We start from the raw sequence: 16,456 nt of genomic DNA, 5'->3' as shown, positions 1-16,456 counted from the left end.
TACCATTTAAAATAAAAAAAGACTAACCCACATAAAATGGTCAGCCTTATCCAATATGAAAGAGATGTCTCACTCTTATTACTTATTTCTTTTTATTATTTTGATTATTTTTTTTGCGTCTATCATTACTTCTATTTATAAATGCACAAATCATAAACATAATTGCTGCAATTAACAATTTTATGCCTGAATTTTCATGTCCAGTAGCCTGTAAATAGTAACCAACGACAAATAATACAATAGCAATAATCACAAATATTTTTGTTAAATGTTTCACTATACTCACCTCAAATAATTACATTGTATCAAAATTTACTCACAATTTCTAAAACTCATTCATACTATTTTAATTTTAAAATAATCTTATTATTAATTTGCATTACATGCAATAGAATATATTGTTTGCAGTTTATACTTGGCGGTGCTAAAATATAATTGTATCCACGAATTATACTACACAACCCCAAGTCTGATAGCGCAGACTTGGGGTTTTTTTGTGTAAGGCCACCTATTTGTCTTTCCACTTATCTTCTAACCAAACACGGAATACAACAAGTAAGCCACCTGTTATTAAAGTTACTAAAATTTCTTGCCACCACGTAATCATACTACACCCCCCACAAAAAAAGTACCATGTAGGATTTTGATGGCCTATCTATATTCTAACATAAAACAGAACACCTGTTCGTATAAAATGACCTTAAATTTATATTTTTCTTATAAAATGTTTGCAACGCTTTAATTTTGACTGATTTCAAGATAATATAGTTATATCATTTAAAAAGTAAAGAGAGGTTAACAAACTATGAATCCTTTAGCTTTAGATTTAAACGAACAATTATCTAAATCCAATCCTGAAATTGCAGATATGCTTTCTGATTTAGGCAAATTAATGTATTATCCAAAGGGCATTTTATCACAATCCGCAGAAGCGAAAGCTACTAAATATAACGCCACAATCGGTATGGCAACATATAAAGATAGTAAAATGTATGCTGAAACGTTAAATGATATGTTCAATCATTTAGAACCAAATGACATCTTTCCGTACGCACCTCCTCAAGGTTTAGAAGCACTTCGTGATTTATGGCAACAAAAAATGTTGAAAGATAATCCTGATTTAACTGCGAACCACATGACAAGACCTATTGTTACGAATGCATTGACACACGGTCTATCTATTGTAGGAGATATGTTCGTTGATAGCGGTGACACAATTTTACTACCATCACATAATTGGGGTAACTATAAACTAGTATATAGTACAAGACATAGTGCTGAAATTGAAACATATGATATCTTCGATGAGCACGGACATTTTACCACTGAACAGCTTGTTCATACTTTAGAACAATATAACAAAGATAAAGTTATTTTAATCCTAAATTATCCTAATAACCCAACTGGCTACACGCCTACTAAAGATGAAGTAGCCGTTATTGTCGATGCCATCAAATCACTTGCAGAGCGTGGTACTAATGTTATTGCATTAATAGATGACGCTTACTATGGTTTATTCTATGAAGATGTTTACACGCAATCTCTATTTACTGCATTAACAAATTTGCATTTACCTAATTTATTACCTATCCGTTTAGATGGAGCTACTAAAGAATTCTTTGCATGGGGATTACGCGTAGGCTTTATCAGTTTTGGTGTTAACGACCCTATTACAAAGCAAGTCTTAGAAGCCAAAGTAAAAGGATTAATTAGAAGTAATATTTCTAGTGGACCTATGCCCTCTCAAAGCGCAGTTAAATATGTACTTGAAAACCATGATCAATTTGATAAAGAAATTCAAAAGAATATTGATACATTAAATGCAAGATACCAAACTACAAAATCTGTTGTTTATGACGAAAAATATTCAACATATTGGCAACCCTATGATTTTAACTCTGGATACTTTATGGCGCTTAAAGTTAAAAATGTTGATCCAGAACAATTGCGTAAGCATTTAATCGAAAATTATTCTATTGGTATAATTGCATTAAATGATTCTGACATTAGAATTGCTTTTAGTTGTGTAGAAAAAGATGATATCCCTCATGTCTTTGATTCAATAGCTAAAGCCATTTCTGATTTACAAAATGTATAAAAAAAGATGAAATTGCTATTCATAGCAATTTCATCTTTTTTAATTTATTGTTGTTGTTTTAAAACACGTGACATTTCTTCAATTTTACCAGCATGTAAAGGAATATGAATGGCATTTAATACCAACAATTCATCCAATGTATTACAACCTGCGATTGTTTCAGTTAATTCTGTTTGTAGCTCTTCATCTGAAAGTTTTTGAGCGCGCTCTGGTAAGGTCTGTAAATCGTTCAATATTTCATCTATTTTTGGTATTGTTTCATCTCCCCAATTTTCTGGTGAGGAACCATAACCAAATAAGCGTGTGTATTGTTCTATATCAACTGTATTTTTATCATATAGAGATAAAGCAGATTCAAATATAGTTAAAACATGACCATATTGCCAATGTATTGTATTTGGAAATAAATCAATTTTATCGTCCAATACTTGGTCATTATTCCAATTATCATAACCTGAAATTAAATAATTAACACCCATATCAATAACATCATATACTGATTTCTTAGTCATAATTTAATTCCCTCCACTCTTCAAATATCGTGCAGCTAAAATATGTTGCAACTATTAAAACGTACACCCACTCTCTACCCTTTTATTTAATACTTATTCACATTACTAAAATTATTATTAACAATAAATATTATGATTATTTATTTCCCTCACATTAATTCAAAATTTATATATAAACTATAATATAAAATAAGACGCTTCTCAAAAAGCTTTATGCTTAATGAGAAACGTCAATGATTAACTTCAATAGCTATCTTACATCATACCTGGCATACCGCCCATACCTGGTTGTGGTTCATTGTTATTTTCTTCAGGAATATTGGCTACGACTGCTTCTGTTGTTAAGAACATTGCTGCAACACTTGCTGCGTGTTGTAGCGAAGAGCGGGTTACTTTAGTTGGGTCTACAATACCAGCTTCAAGCATATTTACCCATTCATTAGTAGCCGCATTAAAGCCAACGCCAACTTCTGAATTTTTAAGTCTTTCAACTATAATTGAGCCTTCTAAACCAGCATTCTCTGCTATTTGACGTACAGGGGCTTCTAAAGCTTTTAAGACAATATTAACCCCAGTAGCTACGTCGTCTTCAGCTTCAATTTTCGATACTTTGTCAAAAATGTTCATAAATGCTGTGCCACCGCCTGCTACGATGCCTTCTTCAACAGCAGCTCTTGTAGAATTTAAAGCATCTTCAATACGTAATTTACGTTCTTTTAATTCTGTTTCACTTGCAGCACCAACTTTAATTACTGCAACACCACCTGCTAATTTTGCTAAACGTTCTTGTAATTTTTCTCTATCAAAATCAGAATCAGTTTCTTCAATTTGTGATTTGATTTGACTTACTCTTGCATCGATATTGTTTTGATCACCATCACCATCGACAACTGTAGTATTGTCTTTAGTAATTTCAGCTTTGTTAGCAGTACCAAGCATATCAATTGATGCATCTTTAAGTTCTAGACCTAAATCGTCAGTAATCACTTGTGCACCTGTTAAAATTGCTAAATCTTCTAACATAGCTTTACGACGATCACCAAATCCAGGCGCTTTTACTGCTACTGCTGTGAATGTACCACGCATACGGTTTAAGACTATATTTGTTAATGCGTCGCCTTCAACGTCATCAGCTACAATTAAAATTGGACGATTAGCTTGAACCACTTGTTCTAATAACGGTAAAATATCTTGGAAAGATGAAATCTTTTTATCTGTAATTAAAATATACGGTCTTTCTAACTCTGCAACCATCTTATCTGAATCTGTGACCATATAAGGAGATTGATAACCTCTGTCGAATTGCATACCCTCTACAACTTCTAATTCAGTATTAAAGCCACTTGACTCTTCAATTGTAATAACACCGTCATTTCCAACTTTTTCCATTGCTTCAGAAATATATTTACCAATTTCTTCATCAGCTGCTGAAATAGAACCAACTTGAGCGATTTCATTTTTATTATCTACATTTTGTGAAATTTCATGTAAAGCTTCAATCGCTACTTCTACAGCTTTGTCGATACCTTGACGTAACCCAACTGGATTAGCACCACTTGTAACATTTTTTAAACCTTCTTGAATCATTGCTTGTGCTAATACAGTAGCTGTTGTTGTACCATCACCAGCGATTTCATTTGTTTTATTTGCTACTTCTTGTACTAATTTAGCACCCATATTTTCATAAGGATCTTCTAATTCAATTTCTTTTGCAATCGTTACACCATCATTTGTAATTAATGGTGAAGTGTACTCTTTATCTAATACAACATTACGCCCTTTAGGACCAATTGTAACTTTAACAGCATTTGCTAATTTATCTACACCTCTTAGCATAGATTGACGTGCATCTTCAGAGAATTTTAAATCTTTAGCCATATTTCTTAACCTCCATGTTGTTAGTATGATTTATCGTTTTATAATTTATTATTCAATAATTGCTAAAATATCATCTTCGTTAAGGATTAAATATGTTTCGTCTCCACGTTTAACTTCTGTGCCAGCATATTGTTGAAAAACAACGTTATCGCCTTCGTTCACTTCAGGAGCAACTCGAGAACCATCTTTTAAAATACGTCCTGCACCTACTGCAATTATCGTACCTTCATTTGACTTCTCTTTAGCGCTATCAGTTAATACAATACCACTTTTTGTTGTTTGCTCTTGTTCTATTTTTTGAATAATTACTCGGTTACCTAATGGTTTTAACATTGATTGTTCCTCCTTAGAATTGGAAATCTTTAGCACTTCATTACCTTGAGTGCTAATCTAATTTCTATAATAATCAAAGTTGGTCAACATTTCAAGTTAAAACCATCGTTGTATATTTTGTGTGTGACGATAATTTACGCTAAAATAAGATATAAACTATTTTTTGGAGGTTCATTATGTCTCGTTTGTGGGTATCCATATTGACATTAATTATTTATGGTCTAGCGCAATATGGTGTTATATTTTTACATATGGCAGGTTTTTTCAACAATTTAAGTGGTAAATCGTTAATGTTTACCAATATTTATACACAAGTTATTTTATTTATAATCGCATCAATCATTATCATTATAATCAATAATTTCATTGCTAACCCAACACAATTAGAACAACGAACAAAAGAAAAGAAACGCTATGCAATATTATGGGCGCTCGTTGGATATGTTTGTGTTATGGTATATCAAATTATTGCTAATTTAATTAATATGTTCGTATTAGGTGGTCCACAATCAAGTCCAAATACTGAAAGATTAATGAAAGTAGCTCAAGATATCCCCGTCTTCATTATTTTAATTTCAGTTGTAGGTCCAATCCTCGAGGAATATGTATTTCGAAAAGTTATTTTTGGTGAGTTATATCAACTTATGAAAGGCAATAAAACCTTAAAATTCATAGTAGCTTCAGTAGTAAGTTCTATTATATTTAGTGCCGCACATGGCGACCCAGCATTCTTCATCATTTACTTTGGTATGGGAATGATTTTTTCAGGGTTATACGCTTTTACAAAACGCATATGGGTACCTATTGCTGTACATATGATGCAAAATGGTTTTGTGGTAATAATTCAAGTTTTAATTGGCCCAGAAAAAATAAAAGAATTACAAGAAACCACTTCTTTTATTTTCAGTCTTATTATTTAACAAATTTGGAAATAACTTCTATGCTCAAAATAAAGGACTAATCCATACTATTGAATGGATTAGTCCTTTTTATATTTCAATTATTCATTATTTTTATTTTTACGATGAACAAAGTAACCAACTACGACACCAATAAATATAATAAAAATAGCTGTTATTAAAGCGAATAAAGTACGTTCAAATTTTATATCGATAGTATTTTTTGAATTTTTGTCTGCAGTTTCAGTCATTTCTTCATCGCTGCTAGAATGATACTCATATTTACCTGAAGCACTTTCCGTTTTTGGATTTTTTAAATCTGGCATTGATCCAATTTCACCAGTAATCAAAGCTAATACTTGATTATCCAAATTTTGATAATAATCTTGTGATTTCAAAGGATTAAAATACTGAAATTTAAAATAATTCGTTCCTTTCTGTAACTCATTTAAAAAAGCATTATCATCAAATCGTTGTGGTCTAAGAATGGATAAAATATCTCTGTTAGAGATTTTTTGTTCACCATTATTTAATTGTTTTACTTGGTTTACGACAAAAGGATTATATTTAAACGAACCGGTAGACATTTGATTAAATCTATTTAAAATTTGACGATCACTATTTGTACTGCTCGACGTTTGACTTGTATCTTGTTTAACTGACAAGTCTCCATAATTTATTTCATTTTGATATTTGTTTTGTTGCGTATTTTCACTTGGTCTTTTTAAGTTTGGTCGTGTAGGGTTTGAAGGTTTGACTGGTTGTGTTGGTTGATACGCATCGTCATTAACGCTTCTATGGTTTCCATTACTTGGTTTATTTGGATAATGTGATTGCGGAGGTGTCAAATTCGGTCGGTCTGGATTTGTCGGTACGCCTGTTCCTCCATTTGAACCAGATGTATCTCCATTACTTGGTTTATCTGGTTTTGGTGGCGTGCCTCCACCTTCATTTGGTCGTCCAGGGTTCGTTGGTTCGTCTGTCCCTTCATTTGTATCAGTGTTATCTCCATTACTTGGTTTATCTGGTTTTGGCGGCGTGCCTCCACCTCCATTTGGTCGTCCAGGGTTCGTTGGTTCATCTGTCCCTTCATTTGTATCAGTGTTATCTCCATTACTTGGTTTGTCTGGTTTTGGCGGCGTTCCTCCACCTTCATTTGGTCGGTCTGGAGTCGTTGGTTCGTCTGTCCCTTCATTTGTATCAGTGTTATCTCCATTACTTGGTTTATCTGGTTTTGGCGGCGTTCCTCCACCTTCATCTGGTCGGTCTGGAGTCGTTGGTTCGTCTGTCCCGTCATTTGTACCAGAATTATCTCCATCGTTTGAATCAGACGTGTCATCATTACTTGGATTGTCTGGTTCTGATGGTGTACTCTCATCTTCGCTTGGTTGATCTGGTGTTGATGACTCTCCTGTATTAGTGTCTTCACTTGAATCAGACGTGTCACCATCGCTTGGTTCATCTGTCCCTTCATTTGCACCAGAGTTATCGCCTTCACTTGAATCAGACGTGTCTCCATCACTTGGATTGTCTGGTTCTGATGGCGTACTTTCATCTTCGTTTGGTTGATCTGGTGTTGATGGCTCCCCTGTATTATCGTCTTCATTTGGTTCATCTGGTGTTGATGGCCCACCTGTATTAGCGTCTTCATTTGAACCTGATGTGTCTTCATCTGGTTGAACTGGTGTATCAGTACCTTCATTATTAAATACGTCATCGTCTACTGATTTTTCTTTTTCACCTGAATTTAATTTATCAGCTGACAACTCATTTTTTATTGTATTATTGTTTTCAATGTTAGTGTCAAAATTTTCTTTACCATCTATGCTATAAAGGTCGGAAATTGAAGGTACAAAATTTGAACGTCCCATGTCATCAGTTCCAGCAAAATCATCTTTTGTATCAGTTGATATATTATTATTTTGATCTTCAGCTGCCTGAATCGGTTTAGATAATAAAGAAGCACTTATAGCAAAAGCGAAGCTAGAAACTAATATTTTATTCATTTTATAACCTTTCATATTCTCACCTCCATAGTAATAAACCTTATATTCATTATAATTATATTAGAAAGCTAACTTTTTTTCATTAAATAGATGGTTATTGAAAGGAAAAAGTAATAAATCTGAAATTTTTTGTAAAAAGCCTATTTACAAAATCTGATATAATTATTATACTAGATATATATTTTGAATTAATAAAGGAGCTACTATAATGGGATTATTCACTAAAAAATCAAAAGATTTAGATGCATTTCAAAAAGCAATAGAAACGAGACGTACAATTTATAGTTTAAATAAAGAAATTTCTATTTCTGATAAAGAAGTTGAAAATATAATTGAACATGCAATTAAACATGTACCCTCTTCATTTAACTCACAATCTACACGTATTGTTTTATTATTAAATGATAATCATGATAAATTCTGGGAAATCACAAAAGAAGAACTAAAAAATACAATGGGACCTGATCGTGATTTCCAACCTACCGCTGATAAAATTGATAATTTTAAACATTCATACGGTACAGTTTTATACTTTGAAGATGAAGAAGTCATCGAAGGTTTACAAAATCAAATGCCTAACTATGCAGAAAACTTTGCGATCTGGTCAAGCCAAACAAACGCTATGCATCAATTCGCTATTTGGACAGCACTAAGTACTGAAGGTATCGGTGCTTCATTACAACATTATAACCCACTTGTAGACGTAGCAGTCTCTGAAGCATTTGATATTCCTAAAACTTGGAAACTTATGGCACAAATGCCTTTCGGTAATATTCGTGAAGAAGCTAGCGAAAAAGAATTTAATGATATAGATAAACGCTTCCTTATAAAAAAGTAAAAAATTAAATATCTACAGAATGACAAGATATTTTACATCCAACATCAAAAAACATAGACAAAAATAAATTTATTTATATAACTATCATTATATGAGGCAAAGACTTTCATGTCTTCGCCTCTTTTTTATATTTGCTTTATAATACTATTAACCAAATTTTGAATTTTCTAAATATATTTAGTATATTTAGTCTAACACTAATATAAGGGGTGAAATTGATGAATATAGAAATCTTTCAACTTAAAATTGAACCAGCAAATGTTTCATTTAATGAAACAACCATTAAAAATTGGTTCTCTAATTATGTAACAACTGAAACAGATGTTGTTGTATTGCCAGAAATGTGGAATAACGGATATGCCTTACCCCAATTAAACAAACTAGCTGATCAACAGTTATCACGAAGTTTTGAATTTATTTCAAAATTAGCTATACAATATCAAGTAGATATTGTAGCAGGTTCTGTGTCTAATATTATGAAAGAAAATGTATATAACACTGCTTTTGCAGTATCGAAACAAGGCTATTTAATCAATAGTTACGATAAGGTACACCTCGTCCCGATGCTAGATGAGCCACTCTTTATGAGTCCAGGTAACGCTGTGCCTGAGCCTTTTTCACTTTCTAACGGGGTGAAAATTGCACAAATTATTTGTTATGACTTACGTTTTCCTGAAATATTACGTTATCCAGCACGTAAAGGTGCAGAAATCGCATTTTATGTAGCGCAGTGGCCAAGTGTTAGATTAGACCATTGGATTGCTTTACTAAAAGCACGTGCGATAGAAAATGATATGTTTGTCGTTGGTTGTAACACCTGTGGTGATGATGGTAAAACTGAGTATGCTGGTAACTCAGTGATTATTAATCCAAATGGTGAAATTATAGATCAACTTAATGATAAAGAAGGAAGATTAAGTTGTTCACTAAATTTAGATGAGGTTGCCAAACAACGTGAAGCAATACCAGTCTTTAAAAATTTGAGACCACACCTTTATAAATAAACATAAAAAAACCGTGAGCTTGGGAGGGACTCACGGTTTTTTGTAACTTATTATTAAGGGAATGTTTTATACAGTTATTTCTCTATCTATTTTTGGGGATGTTATTAATTATGAAAAAAATTAGTGAATTTACCGATTAAAATGATAAATTGAATGATGTTTACGATAGCTTACATGTTTAAATTTTAAATTGTCTCTGTTATAGACAAAGTTAAAATAGATTTGATTTGAGACTGGGAAAGGTCTACAAATACAAATTTAAGGGATTTGCTTAACGTATTAAGCGAGTTGTGTACTAATCTAGTACTATTTTACGAAACCACTAGCTATTACTGAAAAGGTTCTTGTCACAACATCAGCCTCCTCTTGTCCGTATTCAAAGAAATGAAACCGACAACTAAACTTGTAACTCCAATAACTATACGAAGATACAGTTACAATTTAGTAAAGCCAATTAGACTCCTGCTCAAAAGCCTAATTAACATCTTCATTTAAACGGTTAAGTCTAAATAATTTTATCACTTCTTTGTGATACAAGTATATTAAACCATGGATTTCTAGAATTGCGTTTAATAATTCCTAACTCGTTATATTTCATACTTATTTGTTAAGAATTATATGTTAAAATTAAAAAGATAAGAAATTCAAACAGTTAGGAATACAAAACTTACAGTTAAGCAATGAGACGCCTAAAATATAATTAAAATTGTATAATACGGGTGAGGAGAGAATAGCCATGTTAAGGGGAATTGATAACAAAATTGAAAACTTAGCACGATATCTTCAACAAAGAAATAATCTTGATCATCTTGAGTTCCTAAAACTCCGTTTAGGCATGCAAGTTTTTGTTAGCAATCTTGCGAAAACTATTGTAGTTTATGGCATTTCAATCCTTTGCCATATATTTTTATACACTCTAACTGTACACTTATCTTATTATTTGATTAGACAGTATGCACACGGTGCACATGCGAAGTCATCGCTTTCGTGTCATATTCAAAACATTGTTTTATTTGTTTTACTGCCATGGTTTATTGGGTATATAAAAGTGGATATTATACTAATGTATATACTTGCTTTATTAGGTTTTATTATTTTAGTTATTTATGCACCTTCAGCAACTAAAAAACAACCGATTCCAATAAAACTTAGAAAAGGTAAAAAAATTAAAACAATCGTTGTAACTTTATTATTATTGTGTGTTTCATTAATCTTTAAGGAGCCGTATTCACAATTTGTGCTTTTAGGCATTACACTTATTGCGTTTGCACAACTCCCGATATTTTTTCCTAAGGAGGATGTTTAGATATGCATATTTTTGAATCTATTGTAAACTTATTCGTTAAATTTTTTAGTGTTTTAGGAGCAGTTTCAGGTGGAAAAGTTTGTAGTGCTTTTTTTGATGAACCAGAAGTTCCGAAAGAAATAACAGATTTATACAAATAATCTATTCATTAGAAAGAGTGTATAAGTATGGTAGTTTTTAATTCCGTAGTATTAGCATCGATTCAAGCAGTACTATTATTTTTTAATATTAAGACTTTAACAAATATAAAATATGTTTTTAGGGATTATATCGCAATGATTTGCATTATAATCCCTTCAACTGTTCTTTATTACTTTTTCAATGAAAAAGCAACCATTTTTTTATTGATAGCTATCGTTATATTTATGTATAGAAGAAAGCAAACCATAGGTGTCGTTGCAGCATTGATCAGTTTTTTCATCTTATATATGGCTAACTTCATTTCTATTTGGCTAGCTACTCAATTAATAGAAGTTATCACATTAAATTATATTTTTAGTTCATTCTATGCAGTAAGTTTTATCTTAATTGCAATAAGTTTAGGATACATAATAAAATATTTTTTTATAAAAATGTCAACTTCATTTTTATCTTTAAATAAAATATATCTTTCAATTGTATGCTTGTTTTTACTCACAGTTTTACTGTTAATTTATTTTTATTTACCAAATTCCATTTTATCATTTTCAGATATTAAATTTGTTGTAATCATGTATGCAGTGGTCATTATTACTACTGCTATTTTAATCATTACTATTTCCTTCAGCATTATACGACAAATTCAATATAAACGTAATATCAAAGAAATAGAAAATTATTATAAATATACGTTGCAAATTGAAAAAATTAATAATGAGATGCGTAAATTTCGACATGACTATGTTAATATACTTTCAACATTATCTGATTATATCCGAGAAGACGATATGGAAGGTTTACGTAAGTATTTTAATGAAGAAATCATACCAATGCAAGATAATATGCAAATGAAAACACTTAAAATTAATGGCATTGAAAATTTAAAAGTTCGTGAAATTAAAGGTTTATTAACAACTAAAATATTACAAGCTCAAGAAAAAAATATAAGATTGAGCATTGAAGTTCCAGAACCAATTGAAAAAATTGATATGCCTATTATCAATTTAAGTAGAGTTATTGGTATTTTATTAGACAATGCCATAGAAGCATCAGAAAAAATTGAAGATGACCCTTTAATTCGCATTGCTTTTATCAAAAATGAAGATGATTCAGTGATGTTTATCATCATGAATAAATGTAAACCTGATATGCCTAGAGTGCATACTTTATTCCAAGAAAACTACTCAACAAAAGGAAAAAATCGTGGTTTAGGATTATCTAACTTAAAGGAAATAACCGATGCAACTTCCAATGTTTTATTAGATACAACGATTGATAATAATTACTTTATCCAAAAAGTAGAGATATTAAATTCTAATTCATAAGGATGTGTAAATATGAAAATATTCATTTGTGAAGATGATGTAAGACAACGTGAAAATATAGTTTCAATTATCAATAATTACATCATGATAGAAGAAAAGCCAATGGAAATTGAAGTAGCTACGTCAGATCCTTATGAGGTATTGGAACGTGCAAAAGAACTTAAGGATATTGGTTGTTATTTTCTTGATATACAATTAGAAGCTGATATTAATGGCATTAAATTAGCAAGTGAGATTAGAAAATACGATCCAGTGAGCAATATTATATTTGTCACAAGTCACAGTGAGCTCACTTATTTAACTTTTGTATATAAAGTTGCTGCTATGGATTTTATTTTCAAAGATGATCCTGATGAATTAAAATCAAGAGTAATTGATTGTCTCGAAACATCAGAAACACGATTGAAGCTACTTTCAAAAGAAAACACAGTTGAAACAATCGAGCTCAAACGTGGCAGTAATTCTATTTATGTACAATATGATGATGTAATGTTTTTTGAATCTTCTTCGAATTCACATCGTTTGATTGCTCATCTAGACAATAGGCAAATTGAATTTTATGGTAATTTAAAAGAAATCGATAATTTAGATGAACGATTTTTTAGATGTCATAATAGTTTTGTTGTTAATAGACACAATATAGAATCCATTGATTCTAAGTCTCGTATTGTTTACTTCAAAAATAATGAACACTGCTACGCGTCCGTACGTAATGTCAAAAAAATTTAATACATAAATTAATAGGCAGAGACAATTCATTGTCTCTGCCTATTATCATTAAAGCACACTTCTCAATTTATTGAGTTAGTGGTGCTTGTGCATGAGCTATACTGCTCAAGTATTCCTTAATCCCTAATTTCCCGTACTTATCTTAACAGAATTGGATTCAATGAATAAGATTGCTTTCCATGTCCACGCTCTTAATATTCAAGCACCTCATGAACTTCATCTAAACTAGGTATACTCTCAATCGCGCCATATTTAGTAGTAACTTTTGCAGCAACTATGTTACTAAATTGAAGTATATCTTCACCTTGTAGTTTTAATGCTTCTATAGGATTCACAATATCAGATACTGCCAACCTATTAATTAATGCTCCTATAAAAGCATCTCCAGCGCCAGTAGTATCTATCGCTTTCACTTTATAACCAGGGTGATCAATCACTGTGCCATCTTTAAAATGAATTTCTGCACCTTCTTTGCCTTTAGTATAAATAACTGCCTCCACGCTACCTTGGAATAGCCACGCGATGGCCTCTTTTTCAACTTTTTTTCCAGTCACAAATGTCAGCTCTTCGTCTGAAATTTTAAGCACATGCGCTAATGGTAAAAATTCACGAATTGCATTTTTACATTCCGCTTCACTAGTCCATAACGGCAAGCGTACGTTAGGATCAAAGATAATCGTACCATTTGCCGATTTCACCTTATTTATTAACGCTTTATGCGCCTGTTTCATTGGACTATCTACTAAATCAACAGAACAAAAATGTAACATATCCTTTTCTGTTACATTAATTGCATCTATATTGCTAGGCTGGTATAACATATCTGCTGATGGTTTACGATAGAATGAAAAATCACGTTCACCTTCTTTGGTTAAACTTACAAATGCTAAAGCAGTATTCGCTTCATCTGTACGTCGAATATAGTTTGTATGCACACCAATATTACTTATGGTTTCAACAATCAAATCACCAAATGCATCATTACCTAACTGGGTAATCATTTCTGCTTGCCCACCTAATTTTGTCGTAGTACAGGCAACGTTACAAGGCGCACCACCGACTTGTCTTGTGAACCCTTCAACATCTTTTAATTTTGAATCTTTTTGATTAGGGATAAAATCGATAAGCGCTTCCCCTATTGCAAGTAAACGTTTCATTTATTGATCATCCTTTATGTCATATTTTGTAAAATTAAGAAAGACTTGGCCAGATTCGGTAGAAGCTTTAAATCCTATGGCATCATCATCTGTGAAAATTCTTGAAGTCATCACACGTTCACCATCATTACAAAATAGTTCAATACTCGATGTATCTACGAACATTTGTAGTTGAGATAATGGCGTATCTAAATACGTGCTACGTGTATTACCATCGACTGGTTCTGGTAATAAGCCACTTTCACTACGATCCAATGTAATTTTTCTTGTTTTTGTATTATAAGCAATAAGTAAAGACTGTGATTTTGAAGCTCTGATTTCAAAATAAATTTCAGTAGCGTCATTTTCCAAAATATCAATAATCAATTCAAATTGTTTACCTTCATATGGATTTAAAAATCGCGTAAACTTATTAGCATAACCTAATGCTGTTTCTTTATTCGTTCTTAATTGTTGAAGTGCTTTAATAGGACGTTGTTTTAAATTACCTTGTTCAATTGTCAAAATACGAGGAATTGTTAAACAGTGCGCCCAACCATCTGAATCTGTAGGATAGTTCACTTCTGGTAAACCCATCCAACCAATGAGTATTCTTTTGCCATATTCATCCGTAAAAGTTTGAGGCGCATAAAAATCAAATCCATGATCTAATTCATGAAAATCACCATGATCCATAACGAGGTGATCTATGTCGTATTGCCCCATAATATAACCAGATTGATAAATATTCTTAAATTTTTCACCTTCTGGTTCAATACCTTGAGGACAGAATAACAGTAAATCAAAACCATCTAAATTAAAATAATCTGGGCATTCCCACATAAAACCAAACGCCTCAAGTTTTGTTTTTATTTCACCTTGAAATGTCCAATTCACAATGTCTGTTGATTGATATTGAAGTATTCTTCCATATCCTTCTTCATTTTGTGCAGCAATTACTGCATAGTAAATTTCATCTTTCACAAATACTTTAGGATCTCTAAAATGTTGCGTATAGCCTGACGGTGGTGCTGCTATTACTGCTTTAGGAAATTTTTGAACCTCACCATTGTCATGTACCTTAGCTATATGTTGTGTAGACTTTCTATTCCAATTTTCATCTCTATGATTTCCTGTATACATATAATACAAGTTGTTGTTATATGTAAATGCGCTGCCACTATATACACCATGACTGTCATCTTTCGTATCTGGTTTTAGTGAAATTCCTTGATCATCAAAATTTATTAAATCTTTACTTTTATATGTATACCAATATTTCAAACCATGGACGGCTCCTAAAGGAAACCATTGATGTGAGATATAGTAATATCCTTTATAATAAATTAGACCATTAGGATCATTTAACAATCCTGTTTTCGGCTGGATATGAAACAATTGTCTATATTTAGATTGATTCACACGCTCAGTTAATTCGTCCATTGTTTCTTGATTAATATCTTCATAACGTTGATAACGTTCATCTCTTGTCCATTCACTCACTTTATTTCCTCCTATTACAAACTACTACTTTCTGATATTTGTTCTGTCACAATTCAGTGCATCATAATATCTATGTATTTCATTATCATTATATTAGATTTATCCGATTCATTGATACAAAGCTATGGCTTCCACTACTACAAAACAATTGCACAAGCGGTATGATGTATTAATCGAAATGTGATTCCTGTAACAAGGGCGCCATCAACCAATGGTACTTAAAATGGCATCGACTTTATTCATATAAAAAGTTCCTCACACATCAATTTTTAAATTACTATATAAATTTGTATAGATTTGTTAACGTCCATAATTTAACTTATCGCATATTATTTTGACGCCATAATTGCACATATTGCCAGTAACTGAATTTATCATCAATTATCTAAAAAATATTATACTTTGATATGCCAATCATATTTTATTTTTACTCTCATTACTTGGCATTGTAAACATCATCTATTTTATCATATTGTATTCCCTTTAAATACTGTTAAAAGTCAAACTCAAACTACTTTGTAAACACAAAAATTAATATTGACTTCAAGAAGCAACTATATACATTATTAGTATTAAAAATATATATCATTCAAAAACGACAAATCTCATTAACCATTACAACAAGTGTCACTCAATATAAGACATTTTTATAAAACAAAATAAAGCCCGAAACATCATAGAATATGTCTCGGACTTTCTCTCAGTGAGCAGTATATAATAAATTAATATTTTTTAATATAATATTAACTTT

Annotated in this window: 16 protein-coding genes; 8 read left to right on the top strand and 8 right to left on the bottom strand. The window is 31.6% G+C overall.

All coding sequences use genetic code 11. The features are described from left to right. Positions 1 to 82 precede the first annotated feature (82 nt). A complete protein-coding gene (locus KA926_RS08970) occupies positions 83 to 277 on the bottom strand; it encodes an SE1626 family protein (protein WP_064264599.1) in 195 nt (64 codons plus the stop codon). A gap of 231 nt (positions 278 to 508) precedes the next feature. After that, the gene (locus KA926_RS13985) at positions 509 to 604 is read right to left on the bottom strand and encodes a Trp-rich small protein (protein WP_225309943.1); all 96 of its coding nucleotides are present in this window, start codon (positions 602 to 604) and stop codon (positions 509 to 511) included. A gap of 201 nt (positions 605 to 805) precedes the next feature. Here KA926_RS13985 and KA926_RS08965 point away from each other — a divergent pair, with 201 nt between their 5' ends. After that, positions 806 to 2,098 carry an aminotransferase class I/II-fold pyridoxal phosphate-dependent enzyme gene (locus KA926_RS08965; protein ID WP_210144153.1) on the top strand — a complete coding sequence of 431 codons (1,293 nt, stop codon included), beginning with the start codon at positions 806 to 808 and terminating at the stop codon, positions 2,096 to 2,098. 44 nt (positions 2,099 to 2,142) lie between these two features. Here KA926_RS08965 and KA926_RS08960 read toward each other — a convergent pair whose 3' ends face one another. The 3 genes from KA926_RS08960 to groES form a co-directional block, all read right to left on the bottom strand. Further along, positions 2,143 to 2,610, bottom strand: a complete 468-nt coding sequence (locus KA926_RS08960; RefSeq protein WP_064264597.1) for a DinB family protein — start codon at positions 2,608 to 2,610, stop codon at positions 2,143 to 2,145. 255 nt (positions 2,611 to 2,865) lie between these two features. Then, on the bottom strand, positions 2,866 to 4,488 hold the full coding sequence (gene groL / locus KA926_RS08955) for a chaperonin GroEL (protein ID WP_210144151.1): 1,623 nt from the start codon (positions 4,486 to 4,488) through the stop codon (positions 2,866 to 2,868). A 48-nt stretch (positions 4,489 to 4,536) separates the two neighbouring features. Next, on the bottom strand, positions 4,537 to 4,821 hold the full coding sequence (groES, locus tag KA926_RS08950; RefSeq protein ID WP_019469562.1) for a co-chaperone GroES: 285 nt from the start codon (positions 4,819 to 4,821) through the stop codon (positions 4,537 to 4,539). Between the two features lie 176 nt (positions 4,822 to 4,997). Between groES and mroQ the strand changes: the two genes are divergently transcribed. After that, the gene (mroQ, locus tag KA926_RS08945; protein ID WP_064264595.1) at positions 4,998 to 5,741 is read left to right on the top strand and encodes an intramembrane glutamic endopeptidase MroQ; all 744 of its coding nucleotides are present in this window, start codon (positions 4,998 to 5,000) and stop codon (positions 5,739 to 5,741) included. Positions 5,742 to 5,821: 80 nt separating this feature from the next. On the opposite strand, the gene KA926_RS14085 is transcribed toward mroQ, so the two are convergent. Continuing rightward, positions 5,822 to 7,741 (bottom strand): SdrH family protein, encoded by a 1,920-nt coding sequence (locus tag KA926_RS14085; protein WP_210144149.1) that lies wholly within the window; start codon positions 7,739 to 7,741, stop codon positions 5,822 to 5,824. 193 nt (positions 7,742 to 7,934) lie between these two features. Here KA926_RS14085 and KA926_RS08935 point away from each other — a divergent pair, with 193 nt between their 5' ends. From KA926_RS08935 to agrA, 6 genes are all read left to right on the top strand, one after another. Further along, positions 7,935 to 8,564: a nitroreductase family protein gene (locus KA926_RS08935; RefSeq protein WP_019469559.1), complete on the top strand. Its 630-nt coding sequence runs from the start codon at positions 7,935 to 7,937 to the stop codon at positions 8,562 to 8,564. 218 nt (positions 8,565 to 8,782) lie between these two features. Beyond that, positions 8,783 to 9,568 (top strand): carbon-nitrogen family hydrolase, encoded by a 786-nt coding sequence (locus KA926_RS08930; protein WP_210144147.1) that lies wholly within the window; start codon positions 8,783 to 8,785, stop codon positions 9,566 to 9,568. A gap of 736 nt (positions 9,569 to 10,304) precedes the next feature. Continuing rightward, on the top strand, positions 10,305 to 10,874 hold the full coding sequence (locus tag KA926_RS08925) for an accessory gene regulator AgrB (RefSeq protein ID WP_210144145.1): 570 nt from the start codon (positions 10,305 to 10,307) through the stop codon (positions 10,872 to 10,874). Positions 10,875 to 10,876: 2 nt separating this feature from the next. Beyond that, positions 10,877 to 11,014 (top strand): cyclic lactone autoinducer peptide AgrD, encoded by a 138-nt coding sequence (gene agrD, locus KA926_RS08920; protein ID WP_107505417.1) that lies wholly within the window; start codon positions 10,877 to 10,879, stop codon positions 11,012 to 11,014. A gap of 27 nt (positions 11,015 to 11,041) precedes the next feature. After that, positions 11,042 to 12,337 (top strand): quorum-sensing sensor histidine kinase AgrC, encoded by a 1,296-nt coding sequence (agrC, locus tag KA926_RS08915; RefSeq protein ID WP_107521353.1) that lies wholly within the window; start codon positions 11,042 to 11,044, stop codon positions 12,335 to 12,337. Positions 12,338 to 12,349: 12 nt separating this feature from the next. Then, positions 12,350 to 13,066: a quorum-sensing response regulator AgrA gene (gene agrA / locus KA926_RS08910; RefSeq protein ID WP_019469554.1), complete on the top strand. Its 717-nt coding sequence runs from the start codon at positions 12,350 to 12,352 to the stop codon at positions 13,064 to 13,066. Positions 13,067 to 13,257: 191 nt separating this feature from the next. Here the strand turns inward: agrA and KA926_RS08905 are convergent, their stop codons facing one another. Then, complete coding sequence (locus KA926_RS08905) at positions 13,258 to 14,223, bottom strand: carbohydrate kinase family protein (RefSeq protein ID WP_210144143.1); 966 nt, start codon at positions 14,221 to 14,223, stop codon at positions 13,258 to 13,260. Next, positions 14,224 to 15,705: a sucrose-6-phosphate hydrolase gene (locus KA926_RS08900; protein WP_210144141.1), complete on the bottom strand. Its 1,482-nt coding sequence runs from the start codon at positions 15,703 to 15,705 to the stop codon at positions 14,224 to 14,226. Positions 15,706 to 16,456: the final 751 nt, after the last annotated feature.

The sequence above is a fragment of the Staphylococcus sp. GDY8P94P genome (assembly GCF_017892255.1).
Taxonomy (GTDB): Bacteria; Bacillota; Bacilli; order Staphylococcales; family Staphylococcaceae; genus Staphylococcus; species Staphylococcus cohnii.
Note: the sequence above shows the minus strand (reverse complement) of the source record. Positions and strands in the feature narration are given on the sequence as shown.

Excerpts from the sequence above, each read along its gene's own strand:
- KA926_RS08965 (WP_210144153.1), top strand. The coding sequence starts at position 806 with ATGAATCCTTTAGCTTTAGATTTAAACGAACAATTATCTAAATCCAAT.
- KA926_RS08960 (WP_064264597.1), bottom strand. The coding sequence starts at position 2,610 with ATGACTAAGAAATCAGTATATGATGTTATTGATATGGGTGTTAATTAT.
- groL (WP_210144151.1), bottom strand. The coding sequence starts at position 4,488 with ATGGCTAAAGATTTAAAATTCTCTGAAGATGCACGTCAATCTATGCTA.
- groES (WP_019469562.1), bottom strand. The coding sequence starts at position 4,821 with ATGTTAAAACCATTAGGTAACCGAGTAATTATTCAAAAAATAGAACAA.
- mroQ (WP_064264595.1), top strand. The coding sequence starts at position 4,998 with ATGTCTCGTTTGTGGGTATCCATATTGACATTAATTATTTATGGTCTA.
- KA926_RS14085 (WP_210144149.1), bottom strand. The coding sequence starts at position 7,741 with ATGAAAGGTTATAAAATGAATAAAATATTAGTTTCTAGCTTCGCTTTT.
- KA926_RS08935 (WP_019469559.1), top strand. The coding sequence starts at position 7,935 with ATGGGATTATTCACTAAAAAATCAAAAGATTTAGATGCATTTCAAAAA.
- KA926_RS08930 (WP_210144147.1), top strand. The coding sequence starts at position 8,783 with ATGAATATAGAAATCTTTCAACTTAAAATTGAACCAGCAAATGTTTCA.
- KA926_RS08925 (WP_210144145.1), top strand. The coding sequence starts at position 10,305 with ATGTTAAGGGGAATTGATAACAAAATTGAAAACTTAGCACGATATCTT.
- agrD (WP_107505417.1), top strand. The coding sequence starts at position 10,877 with ATGCATATTTTTGAATCTATTGTAAACTTATTCGTTAAATTTTTTAGT.
- agrC (WP_107521353.1), top strand. The coding sequence starts at position 11,042 with ATGGTAGTTTTTAATTCCGTAGTATTAGCATCGATTCAAGCAGTACTA.
- agrA (WP_019469554.1), top strand. The coding sequence starts at position 12,350 with ATGAAAATATTCATTTGTGAAGATGATGTAAGACAACGTGAAAATATA.
- KA926_RS08905 (WP_210144143.1), bottom strand. The coding sequence starts at position 14,223 with ATGAAACGTTTACTTGCAATAGGGGAAGCGCTTATCGATTTTATCCCT.